This is a genomic window from Pseudomonas sp. S3_B11 (assembly GCF_054667715.1).
Window position 1 is genome coordinate 6084486 of the sequence record NZ_CP162749.1, and the last position, 25633, is coordinate 6110118.

At 58.4% G+C, this 25633-nt stretch carries 18 protein-coding genes; 9 read left to right on the plus strand and 9 right to left on the minus strand.

The features are described 5' to 3' along the window. Nucleotides 1-27: 27 nt before the first annotated feature. From AB4O22_RS27200 to AB4O22_RS27240, 9 genes are all read right to left on the minus strand, one after another. Nucleotides 28-3471, minus strand: coding sequence for a dermonecrotic toxin domain-containing protein (locus AB4O22_RS27200; protein WP_460097558.1), 3444 nt, complete (start codon nucleotides 3469-3471; stop codon nucleotides 28-30). 8 nt (nucleotides 3472-3479) lie between these two features. Beyond that, complete coding sequence (locus AB4O22_RS27205) at nucleotides 3480-4628, minus strand: hypothetical protein (protein WP_460097560.1); 1149 nt, start codon at nucleotides 4626-4628, stop codon at nucleotides 3480-3482. A gap of 245 nt (nucleotides 4629-4873) precedes the next feature. Continuing rightward, nucleotides 4874-5974, minus strand: coding sequence for a polyamine ABC transporter substrate-binding protein (locus tag AB4O22_RS27210; RefSeq protein ID WP_013694590.1), 1101 nt, complete (start codon nucleotides 5972-5974; stop codon nucleotides 4874-4876). A gap of 11 nt (nucleotides 5975-5985) precedes the next feature. Further along, complete coding sequence (locus AB4O22_RS27215) at nucleotides 5986-7017, minus strand: histone deacetylase family protein (protein ID WP_460097561.1); 1032 nt, start codon at nucleotides 7015-7017, stop codon at nucleotides 5986-5988. 280 nt (nucleotides 7018-7297) lie between these two features. Next, nucleotides 7298-7864: a hypothetical protein gene (locus tag AB4O22_RS27220; RefSeq protein ID WP_223471309.1), complete on the minus strand. Its 567-nt coding sequence runs from the start codon at nucleotides 7862-7864 to the stop codon at nucleotides 7298-7300. A 353-nt stretch (nucleotides 7865-8217) separates the two neighbouring features. Then, nucleotides 8218-10398, minus strand: a complete 2181-nt coding sequence (locus tag AB4O22_RS27225; protein ID WP_460097563.1) for a lipase family protein — start codon at nucleotides 10396-10398, stop codon at nucleotides 8218-8220. 11 nt (nucleotides 10399-10409) lie between these two features. Next, nucleotides 10410-11180, minus strand: coding sequence for a hypothetical protein (locus AB4O22_RS27230; RefSeq protein ID WP_460097565.1), 771 nt, complete (start codon nucleotides 11178-11180; stop codon nucleotides 10410-10412). Further along, on the minus strand, nucleotides 11177-12031 hold the full coding sequence (locus AB4O22_RS27235) for a DUF4123 domain-containing protein (RefSeq protein WP_460097566.1): 855 nt from the start codon (nucleotides 12029-12031) through the stop codon (nucleotides 11177-11179). The genes AB4O22_RS27230 and AB4O22_RS27235 overlap by 4 nt, the downstream gene beginning before the upstream one ends. Beyond that, nucleotides 12028-14091, minus strand: a complete 2064-nt coding sequence (locus tag AB4O22_RS27240) for a type VI secretion system Vgr family protein (RefSeq protein ID WP_460097567.1) — start codon at nucleotides 14089-14091, stop codon at nucleotides 12028-12030. Before AB4O22_RS27240 ends, AB4O22_RS27235 begins: the two co-directional genes overlap by 4 nt. A gap of 431 nt (nucleotides 14092-14522) precedes the next feature. Here AB4O22_RS27240 and tssA point away from each other — a divergent pair, with 431 nt between their 5' ends. The 9 genes from tssA to AB4O22_RS27285 are packed head-to-tail and all read left to right on the plus strand — an operon-like array spanning nucleotide 14523 to nucleotide 25619. Beyond that, nucleotides 14523-16079, plus strand: coding sequence for a type VI secretion system protein TssA (gene tssA / locus AB4O22_RS27245; RefSeq protein WP_038858860.1), 1557 nt, complete (start codon nucleotides 14523-14525; stop codon nucleotides 16077-16079). Nucleotides 16080-16111: 32 nt separating this feature from the next. Beyond that, nucleotides 16112-16615 carry a type VI secretion system contractile sheath small subunit gene (tssB, locus tag AB4O22_RS27250; RefSeq protein ID WP_053163654.1) on the plus strand — a complete coding sequence of 168 codons (504 nt, stop codon included), beginning with the start codon at nucleotides 16112-16114 and terminating at the stop codon, nucleotides 16613-16615. 25 nt (nucleotides 16616-16640) lie between these two features. Further along, entirely contained in the window at nucleotides 16641-18116 is a 1476-nt protein-coding gene (gene tssC, locus AB4O22_RS27255; protein WP_077507065.1) for a type VI secretion system contractile sheath large subunit, read from the plus strand. Nucleotides 18117-18124: 8 nt separating this feature from the next. Further along, complete coding sequence (tssE, locus tag AB4O22_RS27260) at nucleotides 18125-18535, plus strand: type VI secretion system baseplate subunit TssE (protein ID WP_027912832.1); 411 nt, start codon at nucleotides 18125-18127, stop codon at nucleotides 18533-18535. 6 nt (nucleotides 18536-18541) lie between these two features. Further along, complete coding sequence (gene tssF / locus AB4O22_RS27265; RefSeq protein WP_027912831.1) at nucleotides 18542-20329, plus strand: type VI secretion system baseplate subunit TssF; 1788 nt, start codon at nucleotides 18542-18544, stop codon at nucleotides 20327-20329. Next, nucleotides 20293-21297 (plus strand): type VI secretion system baseplate subunit TssG, encoded by a 1005-nt coding sequence (gene tssG, locus AB4O22_RS27270; protein WP_027912830.1) that lies wholly within the window; start codon nucleotides 20293-20295, stop codon nucleotides 21295-21297. The genes tssF and tssG overlap by 37 nt, the downstream gene beginning before the upstream one ends. Nucleotides 21298-21308: 11 nt before the next feature. Further along, nucleotides 21309-23894: a type VI secretion system ATPase TssH gene (tssH, locus tag AB4O22_RS27275; protein WP_460097570.1), complete on the plus strand. Its 2586-nt coding sequence runs from the start codon at nucleotides 21309-21311 to the stop codon at nucleotides 23892-23894. A gap of 10 nt (nucleotides 23895-23904) precedes the next feature. Beyond that, complete coding sequence (locus AB4O22_RS27280; protein WP_460052899.1) at nucleotides 23905-25422, plus strand: sigma-54 interaction domain-containing protein; 1518 nt, start codon at nucleotides 23905-23907, stop codon at nucleotides 25420-25422. Between the two features lie 56 nt (nucleotides 25423-25478). After that, the gene (locus AB4O22_RS27285) at nucleotides 25479-25619 is read left to right on the plus strand and encodes a type VI secretion protein (RefSeq protein WP_080587873.1); all 141 of its coding nucleotides are present in this window, start codon (nucleotides 25479-25481) and stop codon (nucleotides 25617-25619) included. The last annotated feature ends 14 nt before the right edge of the window (nucleotides 25620-25633 follow it).

Consider the following 25633-nt stretch of genomic DNA (forward strand, 5'->3'; position numbering starts at 1 on the left):
GCCGGGGCATCGGCGGCGGCCCTGGTTTTATGGCCGCTCCTTTGGAAAAAACACCTGCTGGGCCTGGTCCACGGCAATTTCGCTACGGTAATGATTGATCAACTGACGCTGGCTAAAGCCTTTTGTAGAGACGTTGGCTATCCCCAGAACCACCTGCTCCACTGTTTTCAGGCGTGCCGAAAGGAACGTACGGGCAGGCACCCAGTTCGTGGAGTAGTGAAAGTCGGCGAACCAGAGCGTCTTGTTGGTTTTCTTGTCCTTGATTTCATACCTGTCGAGGTAACCATGTATGCGGCCCTTGATGCGTTGGCGGTTTATCCGTTTGGTGATGGAAATACGGTTTCGGTCTTTCAGCCAGATCACGCCACTCATGGTCGGAGGGCTCTGCTTGATGATGTTCAGTACGGTTTCGAATTCCTGTTCATAGAGCGACTTCGATTCTCTCTTGAGGCGCAATCGCAAGGATTCGGCCGAGCGCTGCTGCGCCTCTGATATTTCAATCGTTTCGTTGGTGGCAACGCCTTGTGCCTGGTCGAGTGCCTTCCTGATCGCGACGCCGACCTTCTCCATCCGGCTGGCATGGGCATTGAGGATCATTGCCACACCGGCCGGTGTGCGGCCTGGCTTTTTCAAGTCTTGTTCAATTTGCGCCTTGAACGCGGTCAGCCCGTCGATCAGGGCTTGGCCTTTGCGAACGCTCGTGTCCAGCGCAGGGACTGCCAGGGGAGGCGGGTCGGCCATCACGTGGGGCGCCCATTCGCCGGTTTCCTTGCGGTGGAACGAGACGATGATTTCCTCCGAGAACGGATTCTTCACATCGACCCAATCCGTTTCCTCGTGCAGTTGCGATAAGCGAGGCTCGCCGCTGATGACGCCCCAGAAGCGTGCCCTGATGAATTTTTTCCTGGCCCGCGGACGTGGCTCATGAGGGCTGCCTGACCTTCGCCGGTTGCTTCGCTCATCAAGGGCTTGCGCCAACTGCTCCAACGTTCGTCTTCTACAATCGCCCATCTGCCTGACCAGCCGAGTGAGTTGTACGGGGCTGGTGCTGCCTCGGTATTCGGTGCCCATGTAGTCGAGATGTTCTTCGATGGCGGCGAACTGTTCCGTCAGGCTGCCGAGCGCATCGATTTGTTCATCCAGCCGGATCATGCTTCGCTCATCCATGGCGTCGCGCAGGCTCTGGAAGGCCACCGTGGCATTGTCGACAATACGGTTAATTTCCACCCAGCCTTCAGGCATCGTCTCGACGCTTTCAAGAGACAGGCAGAGGTGGCGGTACATATCCAGCTGGATAAGTCGCAGATCGTCACTTTTGTAGACCGGCATCTTTGCGCGGTACTGGCGGACAAACTCAAAGCCTTCGCGTCCCATTTCCTTGAGCCTGGAAAAACGTGTCTCCATGTAGTCCAGGCGCTCGATCATGTCGTCACCGGCGTTGATCATCGTGTTGGCAGCATCGATGTGTTGTTGCTCCAGCGCCTTGACCTCGGACGTGATCATGCCCATGGCATCGGTCAGGGCCGGCGTAAAGCGCTCTCGCAATACATCCATTTCCGCGAAGGTGAAATTCACTTGTGCGTTCAGGTAGCCAAGGCTGACGCGAGGGTAATCGGGGCGTGACTGGAAGACCGGCCATTCAATCAGGGTCTTCAGCGCTTTTTCGTAGTTTTCTCGCTGGGCTTCCAGGGTCGTCAGATACGCCACACGCTTGGTTTCCCGGGCCGCGCCGGACGCCTGGTTCATTTCCTGCGCGTCCATGGTCAGCAACTTCTGGTTCGCCGGTTTCTGTTCTTCAAACTGGTTGAGTTCGGCCAGCAGCTCCACGTTGCGGCGTCGTGCCTCGGCGACGACCCTTTGTCGGGCGCCTTTCGAGCCGCCACCGCGTAAGCGCAAGCGGGTATCGATCTGCCACTGGCCGCGTACATCATGGATCAGCGGAGGGCCGGTGCGGACTCCGTCAATCATGCAGACCAGATCGCCCTCTACGGTGACTTCGAACCATTTCCCCGCCATCTTCGCGTACCACTTCCTACCCTTCGCATAGAGGCCCCTGAGCGCGCCTTCGGCCCTGGGTTGCCCAGGTGAGTCGGGGGCGGCGATGCTGAAGCTATCGAGCAGATTGGCGCGCTTGCTCGACCTGCCGATCAAGGCACCGCTGGTATGAATGACCTCGTAGTGCTCTTGTGGCAGCTCTGTCTTGGTGAGCGGCGCGAGCGTTTCGATAATGAGCTTGGGTTTGAGCACTGGCGGGATTTCTGGAGGAGCAATCTCCGGGGCCTCTGTCGGACGGCTACCTTTGCTCGCCCTGGTGCGGTCTATCACGTAATGGATGATCCCCAAGGAGACGTTCAACAACACATCGACAAAGAGCGCCCACTTGGCCTGGCTACTGGTTTCTTCGTCACTCTGCGTCAGCTCTTCAAGGTCGTTCAGGATCTGCCAGAGCCAGGTCGTGGTGGCCACCGTGGTGCCGAGGTAGGGCAGCGCCAAATTGAAAATCAGCCAACCGGCCTGCTTGAAAGACTCCCAACGGCTTTCGCGATTGGAGACCGACTGATGATCGGCGAGCGTGACCAAGGCATTGGCGTTGGCCCGGAACAACAGTGGCAGGAAGTCGGCGCCCAAGGTCTCGTCGCCAAGGCTGACAGGACCATTATTGGACAACGTCTCCAGCGGGGCTGCCACGAACTCCACGATGGTCCAGGGCGAGGGCAGGGCGCCTGGAAAGACATCGCGGCCATAGGTTTCGCGTACCTCATCGGGCAGCCACGCCAGTACCGATTGGCGCAAGGGAGCGTTTTGCCTGATGGTGTACAGCAAGTTGCTGAACGACGGGAACTGCCACAGCTGCGGTTCAAGCAACGGTCGATAAAGCAGGCAGGGGCCGGCACTTGGCGTCTGCGGGCCGATCACGAACATGTTGGCGACGATGTCCTCTGAAAGCCCCAACTGCAGCTCGGGCACGAAAGCCAGTTTGCGCAGGACGATGGTTTGCCCGTCTACCTTGCGGTCGTCTTCCTGGGGCTCCATCAGCGCCGCGACATAACGACAACCGCGCTCATCGATATTGCCCCGCCCACGCAGTTTGCCCTCCAGCGCAAGCATGGGCAGCTGTATGCGCAACTGCGAGGTGTACAGGTTTTCGCGGCGGAACGACTCCGCCGGGTCATTCAGCAGTTTGCGCTTGATCAGGTCGGGATAAACACGACCGATATCGACTTGGGTGATGAGCTTCTCGACGTAGTCCACCGTCAACCACGCGGGCAACACGGTCGTGTCGAGAGACCTCACCGTCTTGTTGCCCGGGGGCAGGGCAATCAGGTTTTGCAAGGCCAGGTCGACGAGGTTGAACCGCGTGGTATCGAATTTGAAGGGCACCACGAAGGTACCCCAGACAACCGGGCTTTTTATCTCGATCTCGATTTTTTCCGGGTCCAGCGTCGAAGCGTCGTCGTGGTCGGATTGCATCTGCGTTTTCAGCGCCTGCGCCGCATACGTTTTGAGGGGGGAATGTCGTCCAGGTAGGTTTTGCCAGCGTGGGAGCTGCTCATCGCCGAAAGATTCTTCATGTATTGGGCGAACAGGATCTGGTCGGAAATCGACGCGGCCTGCAGCCATTCGGGTAACTGTTTTTGGAACCAGCTTTCGCCAGGCCCTACGTCCACTCCGCTGGGGGCCGGTGGTTCGTCTTCTGCATAGCCCGGATTCAGACTGATGCTGGGGATGCCAAGGATCTTGACCTGCACGGCGATGATCCCGCAGGCCTTGCTGTCGAAAATATTGCCGCTGGGTTCATAGAGCCGCCAGCGAATTTTCGTCGGGTGGACCAAGGTGCCCAGGTGTTCTGGAAGGGCTTGTCCCAACGCGTGCCGTGAAGCGAACTTCTCATAACCGTTGAGCAACGAGTGCACAAGGATGACCTCCTTGTTGTCGATCAGGCCGATCAGCACCACCAGCGAGTTTTCATTCACGCGGTTGATCTCGTCGCCGTCGACCTCCTCGATGTCGACCAGATACGCGTGGCTGTCGTAGCTGTCGTTACGGTCTTGCGGGTCGGGGTACAGGAACAGTTGCCGGGCCATGTCGCATTCAGTCGCCGTCCAGCCCTCGATCTGCTTGACGTCCCAGAGCTTGCGCAGCGTGTGGGAGAGTTCATGCCAGCGTGGGCCGTAATTGCCGAACGGCATGTTCCAGTACGCCAGTTGCTGCTCCTGGCTGGCCGGCACCATGGCCGGCACCAGCTCGTTGATCAAACGGCCGATCTGGTCGATGCGCACCGGCAAATGCACCTCGGGCGCGGTGATCGGCAGTTGGGTCAGGAAGTGCAGCCCTTCGATCAACAACGTGGGTTTGCTCTGGTCCACCCGCGAGGCCAGCAAATCGCTGAGCGATTCATAGCGGGTGGGACGCGCCACGATCTCGCCGCCAACGATGTCCCAGGCCGGTTCGCCGATGACGGTGGTATGCGGGTCGAGATCCAGTGAGGGGTAGAGCTTCTTGAGGGCGTTGCGCAGCAGCATGGCCGCCACTTCCGGGTAGGTGGGGCCTGCGAGCAGTTGGTTGACCAGCGTGCTCCGGATACTCGCGTTGAACGCCGGGGCGGTGCCGGTAGGGTCTGATGTCATCTGAGTTGTCCCTGTCTCGAGATGGATGAAAACCCCGAAGCCGAACGCTTCGGGGTTTCCATGCTAGAGAGGCAAGGGACGGGGCAGGTGGTAACTATGTATACGCAGCCAACACCGGGTGGGAGCAAAGCTTGCTCGCGAAACAAGCGCCTCGGTCCTTGGCAGACCGCAGGGCCTTCATCGCGGGCAAGCCTTGCTCCCACAATGGTCTTACTCCCACCATGGCCGTTATCCCACAACGGCTTTTACTGGCCGGATTTGATCCGGGTCCAGGCTCGTGTGCGCGCGCGCTCGGCATCCCGGGGCAAGGGTTGCAGGGTGTAGAGCGTGGTCATGGCCGCAGCGGTCGGGTACAGGTTGGGGTTGCCGCGGATAGCCGGGTCGACCATCTCGGTGGCGTCCTTGTTCGGGTTCGGGTAGCCGACAAAATCGCTGACCGGTGCAATCACCTGCGGTTGCAGCAAGTAGTTGATGAAGGTGTAGGCGTCGTCCGGGTTTTTCGCGCCTTTGGGGATGGCGAGCATGTCGAACCAGATCGGCGCGCCCTCCTTGGGCAGGCGCATATCCACGGTCACGCCGTTCTTGGCTTCCTTGGCACGGTTGGCGGCCTGGGAGAAGCTGCCGGAGTAACCCACCGCCACGCAGATCTCACCGTTGGCGATGTCGGCCATGTACTTGGACGAGTGGAAGTAAGTGATGTACGGGCGCACCTTCATCATCAGCGCTTCAGCCTTGGCATAGTCCGCCGGCTTCTTGCTGTTGGGGTCCAGGCCCAGGTGCTGCAAGGCCAGGGGCAGGATCTCCGACGGCGAATCGAGCAGCGCCACGCCGCACTGCTTGAGCTTGCTGATGTTCTCTTCCTTGAAGATCAGGTCCCAGCTGTCCACTGGTGCGTTGTCGCCGAGGGCGGCCTTGATCTTGTCCGGGTTGAAACCGATCAGGATGGTGCCGTACATGTAGGGCACGGCGAACTTGTTGCCCGGATCGTTGGCTTCGATCAGCTTCATCAGCTTGGGATCGAGGTGGTTCCAGTTCGGCAGCTTGCTGCGGTCCAGCGGCTGGAACACCCCGGCTTCGATCTGCTTGGCCAGGAACACGTTGGACGGCACCACCACGTCATAGCCGGAGTTGCCCGTCAGCAGCTTGGCCTCCAGGGCCTCGTTGGTGTCGAAGATGTCGTAGACCAGCTTGACCTGGCTGTTCTGCGCCTTGAAGTCCTCCAAGGCCTTGGGCGTGATGTAGTCGAACCAATTGTAGACGCGCAAGGTGCGCTCCTCGGCCTGGACAGCGCCGCAAAGCAGCGCGGCGCACACGGCTGGAGCCATTAAACGCTTGAGTCTGTTCATGCTGTTATTCCTCATGGGGCGCTTTGGAAACCTTCAAGAACGTTCACGGCATTGATGCCGATTTCTGCCACCGCGTAGCCGCCTTCCATCACGAACAGCGTGGGTTTGCCGAGCGCCGCGATGCGCTTGCCCATCGCCAGGTAGTCCGGGCTGTCGAGCTTGAATTGCGAGATGGGGTCGTCCTTGAAAGTGTCCACGCCCAGGGACACGACGATGACATCGGCGTCGTACCCCCGGACTTGCCCGCAGGCCTGCTCCAGCGCCGCGCTCCAGGTGTCCCAGCCTGAGCCGGCCGGCAAAGGGTAGTTGAAGTTGAAGCCCTCACCGGCGCCCTCGCCACGCTCGTCGGCATAACCCAGGAAGAACGGAAACTCCGCCTCCGGATGGCCGTGGATCGACGCGAACAACACGTCGCTGCGCTCATAGAAAATCGATTGGGTGCCGTTGCCGTGGTGGTAATCCACATCGAGGATCGCGACCTTCTTCTGACCCTGGTCGAGAAAGGCCTGGGCGGCGATGGCCGCGTTGTTGAGGTAGCAATAACCGCCCATCAAGTCCCCGGCGGCGTGGTGCCCCGGTGGGCGGCACAACGCAAAGGCACTGCGCGCGCCACGCTGGATGTCCGCCTGGGCGGTGAGGGCGACTTGCGCGGCGCTGTAGGCTGCCTGCCAAGTGCCGGCGGTAATCGGTGCGCCGGCGTCGAAACTGTAATAACCCAATTGGCCGTGCAGGCTGGTGGGGATGACCGTGCGAAAGGTCCGCGCCGGCCAGGTGTAGGGCAACAAATCGCCGTCGCGGTTGTACTTGGCCCAGCGGTCCCAGGCGCCTTTGAAAAATTCCAGGTACGCCGCGCTGTGGATACGCTGGATCGGCCCCAAACCAAAATCCTGCGGCGCCTCCACCGGCCCCAGCCCCTGCGTCTTGACCCGCTCCAATACATGATCGGCCCGGGACGGCATCTCGAAGCAGGGCATCAACTGCCCGTCCATCAACTCGCAGCGCCCGTGGTGCAGGTGGTGATCGTCCGAATAGATCGTCAGCATTTTTGTTCTCCGCAAGGCTGATCGGTATGAACACAGTCTTGCGGCGCGCGGTGTTTCAGAGAACGGCAGGAGAGGCCAAAAGGGGATCGGAATGGCCAATAAGTTTGACCGTAAATCGCCCCTTGTTGGCGCGGGTGTGCGCGGGGTTGGGGCATACGGGCAGTTGGCTTGAGAGGTTTGGAAAAGTCGCAGCGAACAAGCGTGCTCTAGGGGAAAGGAGAAGAGTAAATGAATGACCGGCCCCCCCTGGAGAGACCGGCCATTCAGTGCATCTTTTCAATCATTGGGGCTGGATGGCGGGCAGCGAGAGGGCAGCACGAATTTCGTTCAAGGACTCGTAGAAGTCCTTGGAGATTCCGAACAGCCCTTTGCGAATCTCGTGAATCAGAGCTTCGTCCTTTTGCTTGGCGATCTCAATGAACAGGGCAAACGTCAAGGAGATGCCCCGTGGCAGTCGCATGTAACCCTTATTTACAAGCTGCTGGGCGCGCAGTTCAAGCAATGGGAGGTTCCCTTTAAATACGGCATCCACTTTATCGATGCTATCCAGCTTCAGTTTGGTGCTGAGGTAGCGGTCGTACTGGATGGTGTGCTCGCTTTCATACCACTCCGAAAGAATCTCGATTCCGAATTTTTTTGCCAGCTCGGCATCCATCGCCGAAACCAGCAAATTCGACCGGGCATAGGTGGAGATGTAGTTGTAAAACTCCCGCTCCAAGGTCTCCAGGATCAAGGTGTTTTTCGATTTGCCAAGCGTATTGGCGACGGCGGCGATGGTCTTGTCCAAGCTGCTGCTCAAATTGCGCAGCGTGTAGGAGACCGTTTCGGCCTTCTCAGCATCAGTCATGGGAATGACTCCGGTAACGCTCCTCGGAAGTCGAGGAGGCAAAACCATATTCGCCTAAAGAAACCAAATCGTCAACATTGGTTCAGATTATTTTATATGGTTCTTTTTGTGCGCTGGCGAATCTCACGCGTTTGGGACATGCCCTATCCCCAGGCACGCAGGTCTGTACGAAGCCACCCAGCGCAAAAGACCAATCGCTAACCATCCCGAGGAGAGCACAGAATGGACACCCACCGCCAACCTCTGTGGGAGCGAGCTTGCTCGCGAAGGCGGCAGCACGTACATCCCCGGCCTGAAGGCGTACGCAGTCCATGACAAGGAAGCTTGCTCGCGCTCGGCGGAGCAACTACCGATCAGATGATGGAATCAAGATCCAGCGTGTAGGGTTTACCAATGGCATACCCATGAGCACCACGGATCAACTCACTATCGTCATCCATGGCCGGCGCCATCGCCAGTTGCTCAGCCACCCTGTTCTCCGGGTGTGCCTGCCAGCGGGCCAGGTTGTGTGCCAGTTGCTCGGGTTGTTCCGCCAAGCTCCCATAGACGTCTTTTTCGCTCACCGACACGGTGCGCAGCGTGGCCAGGCGAGCGCGGGTGTTGTGCATCTTGTCGACCTCACGGATGAGCGCGATGTTGATGGAGCTCTCACTACGCCCATTGGGCGCGCCCCGTCCCGCCAGGTAGCGTTCTTCATTGCGCAACTGTTGGGTAATCCGAGCCAGTGCATTGTCGATCCATTCATATTCGCGTTTTGTCGCCAGCGTGCTTCCGTCGATCTGCGCGTTCTGCCAGCGCCGCAAAGTCGCCCAGCATGCGGGAATGTAGCTGGGGACCATGAAGTGATCACCGGTCTGGATGAGTTGGGTCAGCAATGCCGGGCGGTCCGGCAGGCCATATTTATGCTCAAGGGCCACCTCGCAGGCGGCGTGTTGAGTGATGGTGTCGCAATGAGGCATCCACAGGATCGACGAGCGCTCCTTGCGATCGAACTCCACCGGCAGGAAGTGCCGCAAGATGCCGTGGTGTTCGTAGGGCTCGCCCGTCAGGTTAGTGATGCCCGCCACGAACACGGAAAGGCCGACCGGTACGTTGGCGAACGTAAGGGCCAACCCTGTGCCATAAACACCACTCTTGGTATTCACCCAACTGCCGGGCACGCTGGGTATCGGGTCGTTGTGGTTGACCATTCGGTAGTGCACCAGGGCTTCGGCATTTTTTGTGAAGGTGGCGTCGGCGGCGCGGGGTGCGCCGTAGGTGTAGAGCTGGAGGGTGTAGCCTTCCGGTCTACGCCGCAGCATCTCTGAAAGTAATAACGCCACCGCACCTCCCAGGCTGTGACCGCAGATCAGCAGTTTTTGCCCTGCGTAAAACCTGTCCAGATAGCTCGTCACGAAGGCCGCAGTTTTTTTAGCGGCGCCATAGAACCCTCGATGCACTTGGCCGACACCTTCTTCAAACGGCACTTGGAGTGCATCGGCGTCGCGCAGGAAGTCGGCGGTTTGCTGGGTGCCACGTACTGCTATCAGGATCAGTTCGTCGTTGTGGGTGATGTAGGCCTGGGTATCCGTGGCTTGCGCCCCGGTTTTGCTGTCATCGAGGAAATGGACTTTGGCGGGGTGTTCCTGATCTTCGCCTAACTCCGGATCATTGACGGTGTAAAGGAGGGGGTCGAACGGCACGATCTCCAGGCGTTTGGAATAGGGCACGTCTTCATACAACGGGTAGTAGGGTTTCGTTTGCTCTGGATAGAACTTACCGAGCTCCTCGAACTTGGCCAATGCATCCGCGAGCCAGTTGCCCACGCTTGGTTGCTTGGTGAAGCTCAGCGGCGTTTTTATCGGAGCCTTGTCAGGTGTCTGGCCGAAGGGGCAGTAGGTCAAGGTCGACATGATCGCCAATTGATACAAGTTGAGCGCACAGAATTCGGGGGCGGTGGACAGCATAGGCCGCAAGGCGCGCAATGGGCGAACTTCCAGCACTGTGTGTTTTTGCGGCATCAGGACCACACCGAGTTTGCCATGCTCGCCCATCAGCCGTGCCGGCCCAGCCGGGAGTGGGTAATGGCGGTACACCTCGGGTGGCAAATGCGCGATGTGCTTGACCAGGTGCCGTACTTCCACTTGGAAGAAATCGCCTGCGCAGGCTTGTGCGGGATTTTCCCGGGTGCGTGTGGCGTTTGGGTTCAGGTAGCGGGTTTGCTCGGCGCGGACTTGTAGTTCGGTGATTTGGAGGGGGTAGTGCTTCCTGCTTATCAGTTCGTTGTAATCGTCATTGCCTCCTTGGTACAGCTCAGTAAACGCAAGGGCAATTGGCCCAGCGTAATGGTTAGTGACTTTGCCTAAACCGTCGATGTCCAGTTGGCCGTTATATATAAGCCCTTCGCAATCAATTACTGTGTAGGCCAGTCCAGCGTAAGGTTCGCCTGAGCCGTATTCGTCAGTAAGTTGAAAGCTGGTCCATTTGCCTTGACGAGGGCAGGTAAGTATTCGCCTGTTCAAAGCAGAGCTAAATTCGTCATCTGAAATTGCCATGAAGTTTTTCCTTACTCGATGCATCCTGGGTAGATGGAGCAAATTCGGCCATCAGGCATCTGAAATGTACTGAAGTCTCTAAAATTTCCGTAACAGAATGCATGTTGATCCTCGAAGCTTTTACCCATACAGCGTTTATATCCATTTTTGAACTTCACCCATTTACCTGTGAAGTAGGGCTCTTCCTCAGGGGCTAACTTGATGTTCATTCTTACAGTTTTGCCCGGTAGCTGATCGAGGGTGTACGCCGCGAAAGGACGCCCACGCCCAAGCTCGCCCTGTGGGTTGGTTTTTTTGCAGTCGAGGATTTTTCTGAGAATGCGGGGCTTGCCTGAGGTGCGGAATAACCATTGGCATTGGCCGTAGAAGACGCTTTCATCTGCTTCGCTGAACGTGCCCTTGTACTGGGGCTCTAATTCATCACGTATAGCGATACCTGCTGAGTCTCCACTTATATCGCTCCAATCCTTGCCATACGCCGAGTTGATTTCGAGCTTGACGCGATAGATCACCAACGGGCAGCCACTGACGGTTCTGTACAGGGCTATTTCTGAATTCGGCTGGTAACTTTTCCGCCATTCCAAGTTGTACCCGACCTCTGTATTTCTGCCTCCCGGTACGGTGCAGGTCTGCCCTTTGGCGGGCACGTACACCGCAACAGCCTGGTAGGCAAAATCAGGCGGCAAATCTGCCGTAAAAGTAAACGTGTTCGGCTGTGTGTTGGCACAACCTGCCGTCATCGCCAGACCGCTCAAACTTGCAATGCACAAAGCCTGTTTCATGGCGGCGTATCTCCCTGCCAAAACGCTGCCATCAGGCGCACCCGTTCAAAATGCTCGTCGGGGCTTTCTGCTGAACGTACTTGCCAGTACGAAGCCAGCGCATGGGCGGGTGTTCGCAGGCGCTGGGTCAGTAAAAACTCCAACTGTTCGGGCGCCTGCCAGTGCCAGGCCTCGGCCTGGTCGAGGGTGGCACGTAACCACGCCTCCGGGTCCTGTTGTTCGGCCAGTGTGGCGAAGGCCTGGACATGCTCAGCCAATAGAAAGCGGCGGGCATTGAGGAGGCCAGTCTGCATCGCTTGCTGCGGGGTCACAGGCACCTGCTGCCAAAGAGGCGAATCGGGCACCGGATATGTCCCCGGAGCCGGGTTATAGGTACTTGCCCAGCGAGTGCCCTGCCAGTAGCAGACGCTGATCGCTGGCCCGAGGTAGGCCGGATAGGCTTCAACGGGCAGGTGCTTGAGCGCCCGGGCCAAGACACGGTTGTCATGGAAGCGGTACAGCGCCTGATGCGGGCGCTTTCCGATGATCAGCCGTTCACGCCAGTGTTCCACCAGCGTTGGCAGACCCCCTTTGGGCAGGCTGGCAAGCCATCCCCAGTGGTTGTCCGGTCGGTCGAGCAATTCATTGATGTGTTCGTCGCCGGGCCGATCGAAGGTGAAGACAAAGGGCCCCGCGTCAGCAAGGTCAGCGACCTGGGTTTGGCCGTACACGCTCAGGTACTGGTCGGGACGACTGTTCTTGAGCAATGCCTGGCGCGTGTGGTGCTCATATTCTGAGTCCAGGACGACACACAGGGTGTGGCCGAGGCGTTGCTGTTCGATCAACCATTGATGGGGAAGTGAGCGAGTCATGCGGCGGCGATTTCCATTGGGCAGAGACCCTCGCGGCAGGCCTCGCAGATCGGACAAAAGTCCAATCCCGCTGCTTTGCTGGCCGTTATCAGAGCGCATTGAGTGGGGGCGAACACCGGAGCTGGAGCCGCCAAGGGATCCGTCAAGCCAGGCGTGAATGATGAGGCGGCAGCGCCGGTCATGGGGACGCCGCCGAGCTGGATTTCACTGCTGCTGTAGATACCACTGTGGTCGATCACGATGTGCTGGCCCCCGGCTTTCAAACTGAGGGATGCACCTGCTTCAAGGACCACATGAGCGCCGGCCTTGATATGTATTTGCTGCCCGGCCTCGACGGCCAGTGTCTGATCGACACGGGTATGGCGGTTGGCGACGCGCAGGTAGTCATTGCCTTCGACCTGGACTATACGGTCGGCGGCGGTGGTCCGATGTTCCTCGGCGTGCAGGACGGTGATGCTGTTGCCCTTGATGGTCTCCCGCCGCTCGTTGCCAATCTCCAGTCGGCTGTCGTTTTCGATCCTCTGTTCCATGTCACGCTGGGCCCGCAGATAGATCAGCTCCTGACCAGCGCGGTCTTCCAGGTGCAGCTCGTTGAAGCCGTTGTTGCCTGGCGAGCTGCAAGAACGAAACACGGTGCGGGTCTTGTGCGCAGGCAGCGAGTAGGGCCGAGCGTTGGCGCTGTTGGTCAGGCATCCGCTGATCAGGGGCTTGTCGGGATCGCCTTCCATGAAGGTCACCAACACCTCCATGCCCACCCGCGGGATCGTGACGCCCCCGTAGCTGTTGCCCGCCCAATTGGAGGCGACTCGCAACCAACAGCTGCTGTCATCGTCGAGGTGCCCCGCCCGATCCCAGAAAAACCTGACCTTTACCCGGCCATACGGGTCGCAGTGGATCTCTTCGCCCTTGGGCCCCGTGACGATTGCCGTCTGGCTGCCCCATACATGTGGTTTTTGGTAAACCCGTTGCGAACGAAAGATCGCATCCCAAGGCGTGGCAACGAAGTGATTGCGATAGCCCTGATTGAAGTGCTCTTCAGCCTTGCCAGTGTCGCTGGGGGTAATTTCCTCCAGCACCTGCGGCTGTTTGCCTTCGTGATGCACTTCGGTCAGGAGCCATAGATCATTCCATTCCTGGCGAGGGTGCCCGCTCAATGTCAGGAAGTGCCCCGTCGTCAGTGCCGGCTGATCACTCTTTCCTTCGGCCTGGCGGTAGTCGGCGCGATGACGTTCCAGGGCTCGCCGGCTCAATAACCTGCCGCGTTTTTCCTGGGTAAAGTCGCCTGGATAATCATAGGCCTCCAAGTCTGGTTGGATCTTTTCGACGCCGGGCTGACAGCTGCTCTCCAGTAGGAATGTCGACTTCTTGAAATCGTAATCACGGCGTGTGACGCGGCTGGTCCGGGTCTCCAGTCGCAGGCCAAATCGATGGATAACCGGCTCGTCGTCAACCATGCCGCTGCCGTGTTTATAAGCAGTGCGGTGCTCAAGCCGGGGAAATACGCTCTGGTCATCACCAAATACCAGGTGATGGCCCGACTCACTGTGCTGGAAGTGATAATGCAGGCCTTCTTCGTGACACAGGCGCTCGATGAAGTGCAAGTCGGATTCGCGATACTGCACGCAGTAGTCACGAGGCGAATAACTTGCACTCAACTGGAAGCAATGGGCGTCAGTGAGAATACCTTGCTCCTTGAGGACCGATGTAATGATCTGTGGGACGCTGACGTGTTGAAAAATGCGCTGGTTGGTGCGGTGTTCCAAGTAAGCCAATCGTGGAACCAGTCTTATCTTGTAATGCGTCAAGCGTTTGCCAGTGTCGCCTTGTACAACACGATAAATCAGCCCGTGAACACCGCTTCCCTGTTTGTTGAATGCAAGAAATGCCTGCTGGTTTAACAAGTATTCCAAATCCATATCGCTTTGTTCGCTGACGAGCTCGATATCGAACGAATAAGGCATGCTGATGGCTTCGCAGCCCTCGAAGGCCATCACTTGGAGGTCATGTTCGATGTCAGGAATTATGAGATGAAAGTTGCGCAAATCAGGGGTGTGGAACATTCGCGGCTCCTTGGGCGTTGGCGCTGACTCCTGATCACATTGAAGCAGTCTTGAGGGGGCGCGCGCGCAGAGACCCGTAAAAAAAGAAAAGGATGTAAGAGTTCTCTTTGCAGCAAGTAGGAACTGAGAATGAAATGATTTGAAGTGATTTTTAGTTGGCTCGATCGTGGTCCGACCTTGACAGGAAGGAATCTGCATTGGGAGTTTCGGAAGGGGTAAATTTTTTGAAAAAAGGAAAGGTCCTACTTTTTTATTATTAAAATTTTGGCATTCTTCGCTGCGTTCCACTGGTTGGGGATGGTCTGAGTTCTGGAGTGTGCCGAATTGTATTTGGTGAAACTTCCTACAAGCAAAGCCGAATATTTACCTTGAATAACCATGCCGCCAAAACTGCCCATGTCACAAACTGAATTTTCTTAGCAGGGTCGTGAATGTCGTATTCCGGAAAACTGTCCGCCCATTATCTGGCTCTCGCCAAAACGCCCATCTCCAAAGAGGGTTTTGCGGGTGCAGACGTGCGTTTTTCGAATGAATACGAGACGTTGGAAGGCGAGCTGGGCAAAGCCCAGTCGATGCACGAAAGCGGCCAGGTAGACTGGCTGAAGATCCGTGAAGGAAGTGAAGCGCTGTTGCGTACCCAGTCGAAGGACTTGCGGGTGGCGGCCTGGCTGGTTTGGGCGCTGTATCAGCGTGAGTCTTTCCACGGGTTGCTGGCAGGTCTCTGCCTTTTGCACCACTTGTGTAAAGACCATTGGCCTGACATTCATCCGGCCAAAAATCGAACCCGTGCCGCCGCCATCAGTTGGTTGCTGCCTCGCCTGGAACAGGCGTTGGGCGATGACGTTGCGATCAAGGAGCAGGTGCCGCTGTTCCGCCATCTGACAGAGCAACTTGAAGGACTCGATACCGCTTGCACCGCCCACTTGGGTGATGACGCGCCTCTGCTGCTCCCGTTGTGTCGGCGCCTCAACACGATGATCCAGCGTGCCACAGACAACCTGCCGCAGGCGGGTGCCATTGAGACGGTAGTGGCTCAGGTGAAGCAAGTTGCTACCCAACTGCTCACGCCTGGCGCTCCGATCGAAAACGAAAAAGAAGCCCACAAGGCCCTGCGCGCCCAGCAGGAAAGCGCAGGGCCGTTATGCATCTGGTGGCTCAAACAAAAAGCAACCGACGTTCGGGCCCTGCGCCTGAACCGTACTTTGACCTGGCTGACCATTGACACCATGCCCGAGCGCAACGCCGAGCAGATCACCCAGTTGCGTGGGGTGCCGGCGGACAAACTCAAGGCTTATCAGGACAGTCTCCACCAAGGCGATTACGCGAACCTACTGGTGGAGATCGAGGCCAGCCTGGCGAAGGCTCCTTTCTGGCTCGATGGCCAGCGGCTTGCCTGGGAGTGCCTGCAAGGGTTGAACGCCGAGTTGGCCATGGGTGAAGTGGAGGTCCATTTCGCGCTATTCATCCAGCGCCTGCCGGGCGTTATCGAATTGCGTTGGCATGACGGTTCGCCGTTCGCCGATCCCGCCACGCGGGCGTGGATCGCGTCCCAGGTCATGCCTCACCTGCAAAACCCCGGCGCCGCTCCCGAAATCGATATCAATCACAACGATGCGCCTTGGGAACTGACGCTGGAAGAGGCCCAGTCGATCCTGTCCAGGGATGGCCTCAAACCCGCCGTCCAGTTACTCAGGCAAGGCATGCAAAACGCTCTTGGGGCACGCGAGTGTTTCCTCTGGCGGTTCGCGATGGCTCGCTTGTGCTTCTCGGCGAGGAAATACGAACTCGCCAAAGTCCAGCTGGAGGTCCTCGACCAGACACTGCAACACGCCGGCCTGAATACCTGGGAGCCCACCCTGGAGCTACAGGTACTGCATTTGCTGCATAGCTGCTGCGAGTTATTGCCTCAGAACCACGTCATACGCGAGTGCAAGGAAGAGACCTATCGCAGGTTGTGTCACCTCGACCTGGAACGGGTCATTGAATAGGCCTCCGGGTCCAAAATTGTAAGGAGAAAGTCATGGCCAAAGAAGGCTCGATCGCCCCTAAGGAACGCATCAACGTCACCTTCAAACCTGCCACCGGCGGTGCCCAGGAAGAAATTGAGCTGCCGTTGAAACTATTGGCGATCGGTGATTACACCCACCGCGGGGATGAACGCAAGATCGAGGATCGCAAGCCGATTGGCATCGACAAGATGACCTTCGACGAGGTGTTGGCCAAGCAAGAGCTGAACCTGACATTGAGCGTACCAAACCGTCTCCAGGAAGAAAGCGAAACTGAAGAGTTGGCTGTACAGCTGCGTGTGAACTCGATGAAGGATTTCAACCCGGCGAGCCTGGTCGAGCAAGTGCCGGAGCTCAGCAAACTGATGGAGCTGCGCGACGCCCTGGTGGCGCTCAAAGGGCCATTGGGTAACGCGCCAGCGTTCCGCAAGGCCATCGAAGGCGTACTCGGCAATGACGATTCCCGCCGCCGCGTACTGGATGAGCTGGGTCTGAACACCACAGCGAAGAACGCTTGATTCTTTCAGCCAAGGAAGCCGAAACATGAGTACCCATGCCGTACAGCAGCAAAGCCAGGACAACGCTGATTACAGCATTCTTGAGAGCATCATCGCCCAGACTCGCCTGACCCCGGACGATGACGCCTACGACATTGCCAGGCGAGGCGTGTCTGCGTTCATCGAAGAGTTGCTCAAGCCGCAAAACAGCGGCGAGCCGGTCAAGAAGGCCATGGTCGATCGCATGATCGCCGAGATCGACGCCAAGCTCAGTCGCCAGGTGGACGAAATCCTCCACCACCCACAATTCCAGGCCTTGGAATCGGCATGGCGCGGTTTGCAGTTGCTGGTGGACCGCACCAACTTCCGCGAAAACATCAAGATAGAAATGCTCAACGTCTCCAAGGACGATTTGCTGGACGACTTCGAGGATTCACCAGAAGTCATGCAGTCAGGCCTGTACAAGCATATCTACACCGCTGAATACGGTCAGTTCGGTGGGCAGCCGGTGGGTGCGGTCATCGCGAACTACTTCATGTCGCCAAGCTCGCCGGACGTGAAGTTGATGCAGTACGTGTCCAGTGTCGCCTGCATGTCCCATGCGCCGTTCATCGCCGCGGCCGGTCCGAAATTCTTTGGTCTGGAAAGCTTTACTGGCCTGCCAGACCTCAAGGACCTGAAGGACCACTTCGAAGGTCCGCAATTCGCCAAGTGGCAGAGTTTCCGTCAATCGGAAGATGCTCGCTATTTTGGTCTGACCGTACCGCGTTTCTTGTTGCGCAACCCTTATGATCCGCAAGAGAACCCGGTCAAATCATTCGTCTACAAGGAAACCGTTGCCAACAGCCACGAGCACTACCTGTGGGGCAATACGGCATACGCATTCGGTACACGGCTGACCGACAGCTTTGCCAAATTCCGCTGGTGCCCGAATATCGTTGGTCCTCAAAGCGGCGGCGCGGTTGAAGACCTGCCGTTGCACCACTTCGAAAGCATGGGTGAGATCGAAACCAAGATTCCGACCGAAGTGCTGGTGTCCGACCGGCGCGAATACGAATTGGCCGAGGAAGGCTTCATCTCCCTGACCATGCGCAAAGGCAGTGACAACGCCGCGTTCTTCTCCGCCAGTTCCGTGCAGAAGCCGAAATTCTTTGGTAACGGCGCCGAGGACAAGCATGCCGAGCTGAACTACAAGCTTGGCACTCAATTGCCCTACATGATGATCGTCAATCGACTAGCTCACTACTTGAAGGTTCTGCAGCGCGAGCAATTGGGGTCATGGAAGGAGCGCACGGATCTGGAGCGTGAACTCAACAACTGGATTCGCCAATACGTTGCCGACCAGGAGAATCCTAGCGCCGAAGTTCGTGGCCGCCGTCCGCTGCGCGCAGCGAAGATCATTGTCAGCGACGTTGAAGGTGAGCCAGGTTGGTATCGCGTAGGCCTGAACGTACGGCCTCACTTCAAGTACATGGGGGCCGATTTCACGCTGTCGTTGGTTGGCAAGCTGGACAAGGCGTAGGCGCGCTCATGATGTATGGCAGCCTTTTCGAGCGCTTGGCCGGTGATTCAGAAAAGCGTGCGGGTTTGAGCCGTGAGGTGTGTGTCGTGACATCGGTGGCTGCGCATCTGGCCAAGATGCTCAGCACCCGGGCAGGTAGCGTGCAGACGCTATCCGATTATGGGCTACCGGATCTCAATGACATGCGCTTGAGCCTGCACGACGCAGGGAGCCAGGCCCGCAAGGCGATCGAGGCGTTCATCAAGGCCTACGAGCCACGCCTCAGGAATGTCTGTGTCGTTTCAATACCAAGCCATGCCGATCCGCTTCGCCTGTCCTTCAGCATCGACGCTTTGCTGGATGTGGAGGGAGTCAGGCGACAGGTCAGTTTTTCCGCGTGCCTGGACGGCAGCGGTCAGGTCAAGGTCAGACAAGGATAGCCATACATGTCGTTCAATCATTACTACCAGAGCGAACTGACGGCGCTCCGCCAGTTGGGTCGACGTTTCTCCGAGCGTAACCCGGCGTTGGCCCCCTTTCTGGGACAGGCCGGACGGGATCCGGATGTGGAGCGGCTGCTGGAGGGGTTTGCATTCCTGACCGGGCGGCTGCGCCAGAAGCTCGATGACCAATTGCCGGAGCTGAGCCATTCGCTGATGCAGCTGTTGTGGCCGAACTACATGCGGCCGTTGCCGGCCTTCAGCATCTTGCAGTTCGATCCACTGCAGCGGTCCGGCCCCGCACTGCGGGTGGAACGTGATACGCCGGTCGAAAGCAAGCCTGTGCAGCAGGTGCGTTGCCGTTTCTTGACATGTTACCCCACCGAGGTGCTGGCGCTTGATCTGACCAGGCTGAGTTATTCAGTGAAAGGGGATGGGTCGCTGTTGAGCTTGCGCCTGGGGATGTGTTGCGACGGTCATTTGGGCGAACTGCAACTGAGCCAATTGCGTCTGCACTTGACCGGCGAGCGTTACATCAGCCAGATGCTCTATCTCAGCCTGTTGCGCAATCTTGAAGGTATCGAGCTGATCCCGCTGGACGGTTCCGGCGAGGCCCTGCGGGCGGCAGATGGCAGCCCTATGATGTTCAGGGTCCCAGCCGATCGTGTCCAGCCGGTAGGGTTTGCCGAAGAGGAAGCGCTGATCCCGTATCCACTGAATACCTTTCGCGGCTATCGCTACCTGCAGGAATACTTCGCCTTCCAGGACAAGTTCCTGTTCGTCGACGTCAATGGCCTGGACGTGATCAACGCTGCTCCGCGCAGCAGCGTCGAACAGATGCGGGGCCTGGAACTGCGCTTCGATATTGGCAAAAGCGGTATCCAGCGGATGCGCCCGACACTGGACAACATAAAGCTTCACTGCACGCCGATCGTCAATCTGTTCAAGCATGACGCCCAGCCAATCCGCCTGGACAGCAAACAGGATGAATACCTGTTGCTGCCCGCCGATTATGACCAGGAGCACTGCGGTGTGTTCTCGGTCGAAAGCGTCACTGGCTGGAACCCCGGCGGCCTGGGTTATCAGGCCTATGTGCCGTTCGAATCCTTTGAGCACGATTCAAGCTTCGATGTGCCCCACAGCCGACCCTACTACAGCGTTCGTCAGCGCCCTTCATTGCTGCACGGTGGCCTGGACACCTGCTTGGGCTTCGGTGCCCGGCACAATCACCCTCATGAAACCCTGTCGATCGAGTTGATGTGCACCAACCAGAACCTGCCGCGCCAGCTCAAGCCGGGTGACATCGACCAGCCCGGCGAAAAAAGCCCCGAGTCGCTGAGTTTCCGCAATATCGGGCCGGTCACCTCGAGCTTCGCTCCCCCGCTCAATCGCGATTTCCTCTGGAAGCTGATCAGCAACATGTCACTCAACTACCTGTCGCTGGCGGACGTCAATGCGCTCAAGGTGATTCTCGAAACCTATGATTTTCCGCGCTACCACGACGAGCAGACAGAGAAGGTCAGCAAGCGTTTGCTGGACGGGCTCAAGTCGATCAGGCACCAGCATGTCGATCGCCTGCATCGAGGCTTGCCGGTTCGTGGCTTGCGCACCGAACTGACCGTCGACCCCCAGGGTTACATCGGCGAGGGCGACCTGTTCGTCTTCGCTTCGGTGCTCAACGAATTCTTCGCGCTTTATGCCAGCCTCAATTCGTACCACGAACTGCGGGTGAACAGCACACAAGGAGAGGTCTATCAATGGACACCCCGCATGGGCCAGCAGCCGCTTCTATAAGCGGGCTGACGCGAGGAATACGCGAGTACTCGCTATTTCAGGCCGTGTTGTTGGTCGTTGATCGGCTGCGCGAGTCTCACCCAGACCTGGATGATGAGGCGCTGTATGACCGGCTGGAGTTCCAGGCCAACCCAAGCCTGGGGTTCCCCGCCAGCGACATCGATCGTGTGGAGTTTTTCGAAGAAAACGGCCAGGTGCGAGCGCGCCTGGGCATGAACCTGATCAGCCTGGTAGGGGCAGGGTCGCCGCTACCGGCGTTCTATGGTGAGCAGGCCCTGGGGGAGGAGGAGGGCAATCCGACGCGCGATTTCCTCGACGTCTTCCACCACCGTCTTCAACGACTGATGCTGCCGATCTGGCGCAAGTATCGTTACTGCGCAAGTTTTCAGAGCGGTGCCAGGGACCCGTTTTCCGAGCAGTTGTTTGCGCTGATCGGCCTGGGCGGCGAAGACATTCGCAAGGCCAGTCAACTGAACTGGAAGCGTCTGCTGCCGTATCTAGGCTTGCTGAGTCTTCGTGCTCATTCGGCAGCTCTGATCGAGGCCGTGCTGCGTTATTACTTCAAGCACGCCGAACTGAATCTTGAGCAGTGCATCGAGCGGCGTGTGGACATCCTTGGCGAACAACGCAATCGCCTGGGGAGCGCCAATAGCCTGCTGAGCCAGGACCTGGTGCTGGGTGAACAGGTGCGCGACCGCAGTGGCAAGTTCCGGATCCATATCAGCGAACTGGACTGGCAGCGTTTTCACGAATTTCTGCCCATCGGCGTCGGTTACCAGCCGTTGTGCTCGCTGGTGCGTTTCACCCTGCGTGATCCCCTCGAATATGACATTCGCCTGGTCCTGCGCCGGCAGGACATTCGTGAGCTGTGCATCGGAGAGCAGAACATCTGCCGCCTGGGATGGACCAGTTGGTTGGGACACGAGCGCGCCGATGGCGTGGTGACCCTCAGCAGCAAAATTCATTAGGAATGAATGACATGATCAACGTAGACCTTCAGCAACTGATCCAGGCGTTGGACGCCGAAACCAGAAGCGATCTGGAGCGCTCGGCCGAGCAATGCGTCGCCCGTGGCGCAGACAAAGTCCTGGTGGAAGACTTGATGCTGGGCTTGCTGGAACGTCCGCAGGGGTTGCTCGCGCGAGCCTTGCAAGATGCCCAGGTCAGCGCAGGTGAACTGAGCGCTGCGCTGCAACCACGGATGGGACACAGCGCTTCGCGCAATCCGGTATTCGCCCCAGAGCTGGTGCAATGGTTGCAGGATGCACTGCTGGTGGCCAATCTCGAGCTGGGCTGCAGCCAGGTCGGACAAGCCGCGTTGATCCTGGCGTTGCTGCACAACCCGCTTCGCTATGCAGGGAGTGCTTACCAGGCGCTGCTCACCCGACTGAATGTCGATCGGTTGAAAGATTTCGCCTTGGCGCAACAGACTCAATCGGTCGCCGATCACTCCGCCAAGCCGGGCGATTCCCTACTGGCGCGCTTTACCCATGACCTGACCCGGCAGGCTCGTGAGGGTCAACTCGATCCGGTGCTTTGTCGCGACGGTGAAATCAGGCAGATGATCGATATTCTTGTTCGTCGCCGCAAAAACAATCCAATCGTGGTCGGTGAAGCAGGTGTGGGCAAGACCGCCATCGTCGAGGGGCTGGCGTTGCGCATCGCCGCCGGAGAAGTACCTTCCGTGCTCGAAGGCGTCGAGCTGCTTTCGCTGGATATGGGGCTCCTGCAGGCCGGCGCCAGCATAAAAGGTGAATTCGAACGTCGTCTCAAAGGGGTGATCGACGAGGTCAAGACTTCGCCAAAATCCATCATCCTGTTCATCGATGAGGCTCACACCCTGATTGGCGCGGGTGGCAACGCCGGGAGCGCAGATGCGGCCAACCTGCTCAAGCCGGCCTTGGCCCGGGGTGAGCTGCGTACTATCGCGGCCACCACCTGGACCGAGTACAAAAAATATTTTGAAAAAGACCCGGCCCTGGCCCGTCGTTTCCAACCGGTGCAATTGCACGAGCCGACCGTCAGTGAGGCAGTGACCATCCTGCGTGGACTGGCTCGGGTCTACGAGAATAGCCACGGCATTTACCTGCGTGATGATGCGGTGGTCGCGGCGGCGCAATTATCGGCTCGCTACCTGGCTGGTCGTCAGTTGCCAGACAAGGCTGTGGATGTGCTGGACACTGCCTGCGCCCGTGTGCGCATCAGCCTGGCCGCTGCGCCGCAAAGCCTGGAGCGATTGCGCGGCGAGTTGGCCGAAGGCGAGCGCCAGCGCCAAGCACTGCGTCGTGATGCACAGGCCGGCTTATCGATTGATCTTCAGGCGCTGGAAGCGCTGGAAGTGCGCCTGGAGGCCATCGAAGACGAGTGCCGAACGCTGGAAATCCAATGGACCGAGCAACGCATTCTTGCGGAACGCCTGTTGTCGCTTCGCCAGCAATTGGCCAAGGCACGGGAAGCCTCGGTGGATCACCCCCTCAGTGTCGAAACACTGGAAGCGGCGTTGCATGAAACACACGGCACGTTGGTGGCTGCGCAAGTCCAGGAGCGCCTGGTCAACTTCGAAGTTTGCCCGCGACTGGTAGCCGAAGTCATCAGTGCCTGGACCGGTGTGCCGCTGACACAACTGGCGCGAGAGCACAATTTGAAAGTCGCCAGTTTCGCGACGGACCTGCGTGCTCGTATTCGTGGTCAGGAGTCGGCTGTGCAGGCGCTTGATCGTGCGATGCGTGCCGCCGCCGCAGGCCTGAACAAACCCGACGCTCCGGTGGGCGTGTTTCTGTTGGTAGGGCCCAGTGGCGTCGGCAAGACCGAGACAGCGCATGCCCTGGCCGACCTGCTCTATGGCGGTGATCGTTTTATCACCACGCTCAACATGGCCGAATTCCAAGAAAAACATACGGTTTCCCGGCTGATCGGCGCGCCGCCGGGCTACGTCGGGTTTGGCGAAGGCGGCATGCTCACCGAAGCCGTGCGGCAAAAGCCCTATTCAGTGCTACTGCTCGATGAGGTCGAAAAAGCCGACCCGGATGTGTTGAATCTGTTCTACCAGATCTTCGACAAGGGCTTGGCCAACGACGGAGAAGGGCGGGAAATTGATTTTCGCAACACGCTGATCCTGATGACGTCGAACCTGGGCAGCGAACGCATCAACGAGTTGTGCGAAAACGGCACAAAACCAAGTGCCGAATGCCTTGAAGAGTCCATTCGCCCAATACTCAGTCAACATTTCAAACCCGCGCTGTTGGCGCGTATGTGCGTGGTGCCGTACTACCCGGTCAACGGGCCGGTGTTACGTGAACTGGTGGAAGTCAAACTCGACCGCCTGGGCGAGCGGCTGCACCGTCGTCAATTGAGCTTCAGTTATTGCGGGCACCTTGTGAACCACCTGGTCGAGCGTTGCAGTCGTAATGATCGTGGCGCACGACTGATTGACCAACTGCTTGACCTGCACCTGATGCCGCTGGTTGCCAACCGGTTGCTCGTCGCCATGGCCGGTGGCGAACAGCTACGGCATGTACACGCCGTGCTCAACGGCGACGCCAGACTCGCGTGTGAGTTCTCCTGAGGTGGGCGCTATGTTCAAGAAACTCTCGCAACCATTGGACTATGCCGAAGCACTTCTGGCGCAGTTTTCCGACCTTTCGCGCTTGGCGGACGGCGCTGAGCTGGTGGGGACGTTCATCCTGGGCGTAGCGCGGCTCAGTGGCTGTGAACTGGTGCAGTTGTACCTGCTCGATGCCACTCGCACCCGCCTGGAAATGAACACCGAGTGCCTGGAAGGCCGGTTGCAATTTCGTGACCCGCAAAGCCTGCCCTCCGACTACCACGCTGAGCAATTGTTGCAGTTTTCCCTGTGCCAGAACCGTGTGGTGTGCCTCGACGCGTTAAGCGACAGCGTGCACGAAACCGGTTTCCTGCCGCCGCGGGCCACACCCTGGCAGTCGCTGCTTTGCGTTCCCCTGGGCGATCCCCAGGATGAGAGCGGAGGCTTGTTGCTATGCGCCAGCAATCAGCACCTCGACCTGCATGGGATCGCTGAGTCCCTGGGACATCTTGGGACCTTCGCGCTTGGCCAGATGCACCTGTTACAGCGCCTGCGCGGTCCTGTTGATGAGTCAGAGCCTGATACCACAAGCCTGCCGAGCGCCGTCAGTTACGGCCTGATTGGCAAGAGCATGGCCATGCGCAAGACCTGCTCATTGCTCAGTAAAGTACTGCACTGCCCCTATACCGTCCTGCTGCGGGGTGAGACCGGTACCGGCAAGGAGGTGGTGGCCCGGGTCCTCCATGATTACGGCCCGCGCCGATCCAAGGCGTTTATTGTGCAGAACTGTGCAGCGGTTCCCGAGAACTTGCTGGAGAGTGAGCTTTTCGGCTATCGCAAGGGGGCGTTCACCGGTGCCGACCGGGACCGGGCCGGGCTGTTCGACGCGGCCAACGGCGGCACGCTGTTGCTCGATGAAATCGGCGATATGCCGTTATCCCTGCAGGCCAAGTTGTTGCGAGTGTTGCAAGAAGGCGAAATCCGGCCGTTGGGGTCCAACGTCACTCACCATGTCGACGTGCGCATCATTGCCGCCACCCACCGCGACCTGAAGCAACTGATGGAGGAGGGCAAGTTCCGCGAAGACCTGTATTACCGCCTTGCGCAGTTTCCAATTCCGCTACCGGCGTTGCGCCAGCGCGACGGCGACATCATTGAGTTGGCGCGGCATTTTGCCGACAAGGCTTGCACACTCCTGCAGCGTGATCCGGTGCGCTGGTCAGACGCAGCGCTCGATCACCTGGCCGCCTATGACTTCCCGGGAAACGTCCGTGAACTCAAGAGCATCGTAGAAAGGGCCGTGCTCTTGTGCGAGGGCGGCGAACTGCTTGTCGAGCATCTTGCGCTACACATCCAGACCCCAGCCGAACGGGGCCGCGTGAGCCTGCGTGAACGGATGGAGCAGATCGAACGTGGCCTGCTGATCGATGGGCTGCGCGAGAGTTCGGGCAACAAGGCGCGTGCCGCCCGTGAACTTGGCTTGCCGCTACGCACGCTGGTCTATCGCCTTACGCGCCTGAACGTTCAGCGTAGTGATTTCAATGATTGATCCTTGCCTGTTCGTAGCCATTCCAGCCCGGCCTTTTCATTTCTGGAGAAATTTCGATGCCTGTTTTTTCCTGGCGAGCCGTCCTGCTGACGCTTCTCGTGTCATTTGTCCTCGGCGGTTGTAGTGGCAACTACAAATTCAACGACAGTGATTATCGCCCTCTGGGTGATCCACAAGCGGTCAGTCGCGGTAAGTGACCCAAGGAACCTTT

What these genes read in the sequence shown, in the direction of transcription:
- AB4O22_RS27200 (WP_460097558.1), bottom strand. Translation starts at nt 3,471, where the DNA reads ATGCAATCCGACCACGACGACGCTTCGACGCTGGACCCGGAAAAAATC.
- AB4O22_RS27205 (WP_460097560.1), bottom strand. Translation starts at nt 4,628, where the DNA reads ATGACATCAGACCCTACCGGCACCGCCCCGGCGTTCAACGCGAGTATC.
- AB4O22_RS27210 (WP_013694590.1), bottom strand. Translation starts at nt 5,974, where the DNA reads ATGAACAGACTCAAGCGTTTAATGGCTCCAGCCGTGTGCGCCGCGCTG.
- AB4O22_RS27215 (WP_460097561.1), bottom strand. Translation starts at nt 7,017, where the DNA reads ATGCTGACGATCTATTCGGACGATCACCACCTGCACCACGGGCGCTGC.
- AB4O22_RS27220 (WP_223471309.1), bottom strand. Translation starts at nt 7,864, where the DNA reads ATGACTGATGCTGAGAAGGCCGAAACGGTCTCCTACACGCTGCGCAAT.
- AB4O22_RS27225 (WP_460097563.1), bottom strand. Translation starts at nt 10,398, where the DNA reads ATGGCAATTTCAGATGACGAATTTAGCTCTGCTTTGAACAGGCGAATA.
- AB4O22_RS27230 (WP_460097565.1), bottom strand. Translation starts at nt 11,180, where the DNA reads ATGAAACAGGCTTTGTGCATTGCAAGTTTGAGCGGTCTGGCGATGACG.
- AB4O22_RS27235 (WP_460097566.1), bottom strand. Translation starts at nt 12,031, where the DNA reads ATGACTCGCTCACTTCCCCATCAATGGTTGATCGAACAGCAACGCCTC.
- AB4O22_RS27240 (WP_460097567.1), bottom strand. Translation starts at nt 14,091, where the DNA reads ATGTTCCACACCCCTGATTTGCGCAACTTTCATCTCATAATTCCTGAC.
- tssA (WP_038858860.1), top strand. Translation starts at nt 14,523, where the DNA reads ATGTCGTATTCCGGAAAACTGTCCGCCCATTATCTGGCTCTCGCCAAA.
- tssB (WP_053163654.1), top strand. Translation starts at nt 16,112, where the DNA reads ATGGCCAAAGAAGGCTCGATCGCCCCTAAGGAACGCATCAACGTCACC.
- tssC (WP_077507065.1), top strand. Translation starts at nt 16,641, where the DNA reads ATGAGTACCCATGCCGTACAGCAGCAAAGCCAGGACAACGCTGATTAC.
- tssE (WP_027912832.1), top strand. Translation starts at nt 18,125, where the DNA reads ATGATGTATGGCAGCCTTTTCGAGCGCTTGGCCGGTGATTCAGAAAAG.
- tssF (WP_027912831.1), top strand. Translation starts at nt 18,542, where the DNA reads ATGTCGTTCAATCATTACTACCAGAGCGAACTGACGGCGCTCCGCCAG.
- tssG (WP_027912830.1), top strand. Translation starts at nt 20,293, where the DNA reads ATGGACACCCCGCATGGGCCAGCAGCCGCTTCTATAAGCGGGCTGACG.
- tssH (WP_460097570.1), top strand. Translation starts at nt 21,309, where the DNA reads ATGATCAACGTAGACCTTCAGCAACTGATCCAGGCGTTGGACGCCGAA.
- AB4O22_RS27280 (WP_460052899.1), top strand. Translation starts at nt 23,905, where the DNA reads ATGTTCAAGAAACTCTCGCAACCATTGGACTATGCCGAAGCACTTCTG.
- AB4O22_RS27285 (WP_080587873.1), top strand. Translation starts at nt 25,479, where the DNA reads ATGCCTGTTTTTTCCTGGCGAGCCGTCCTGCTGACGCTTCTCGTGTCA.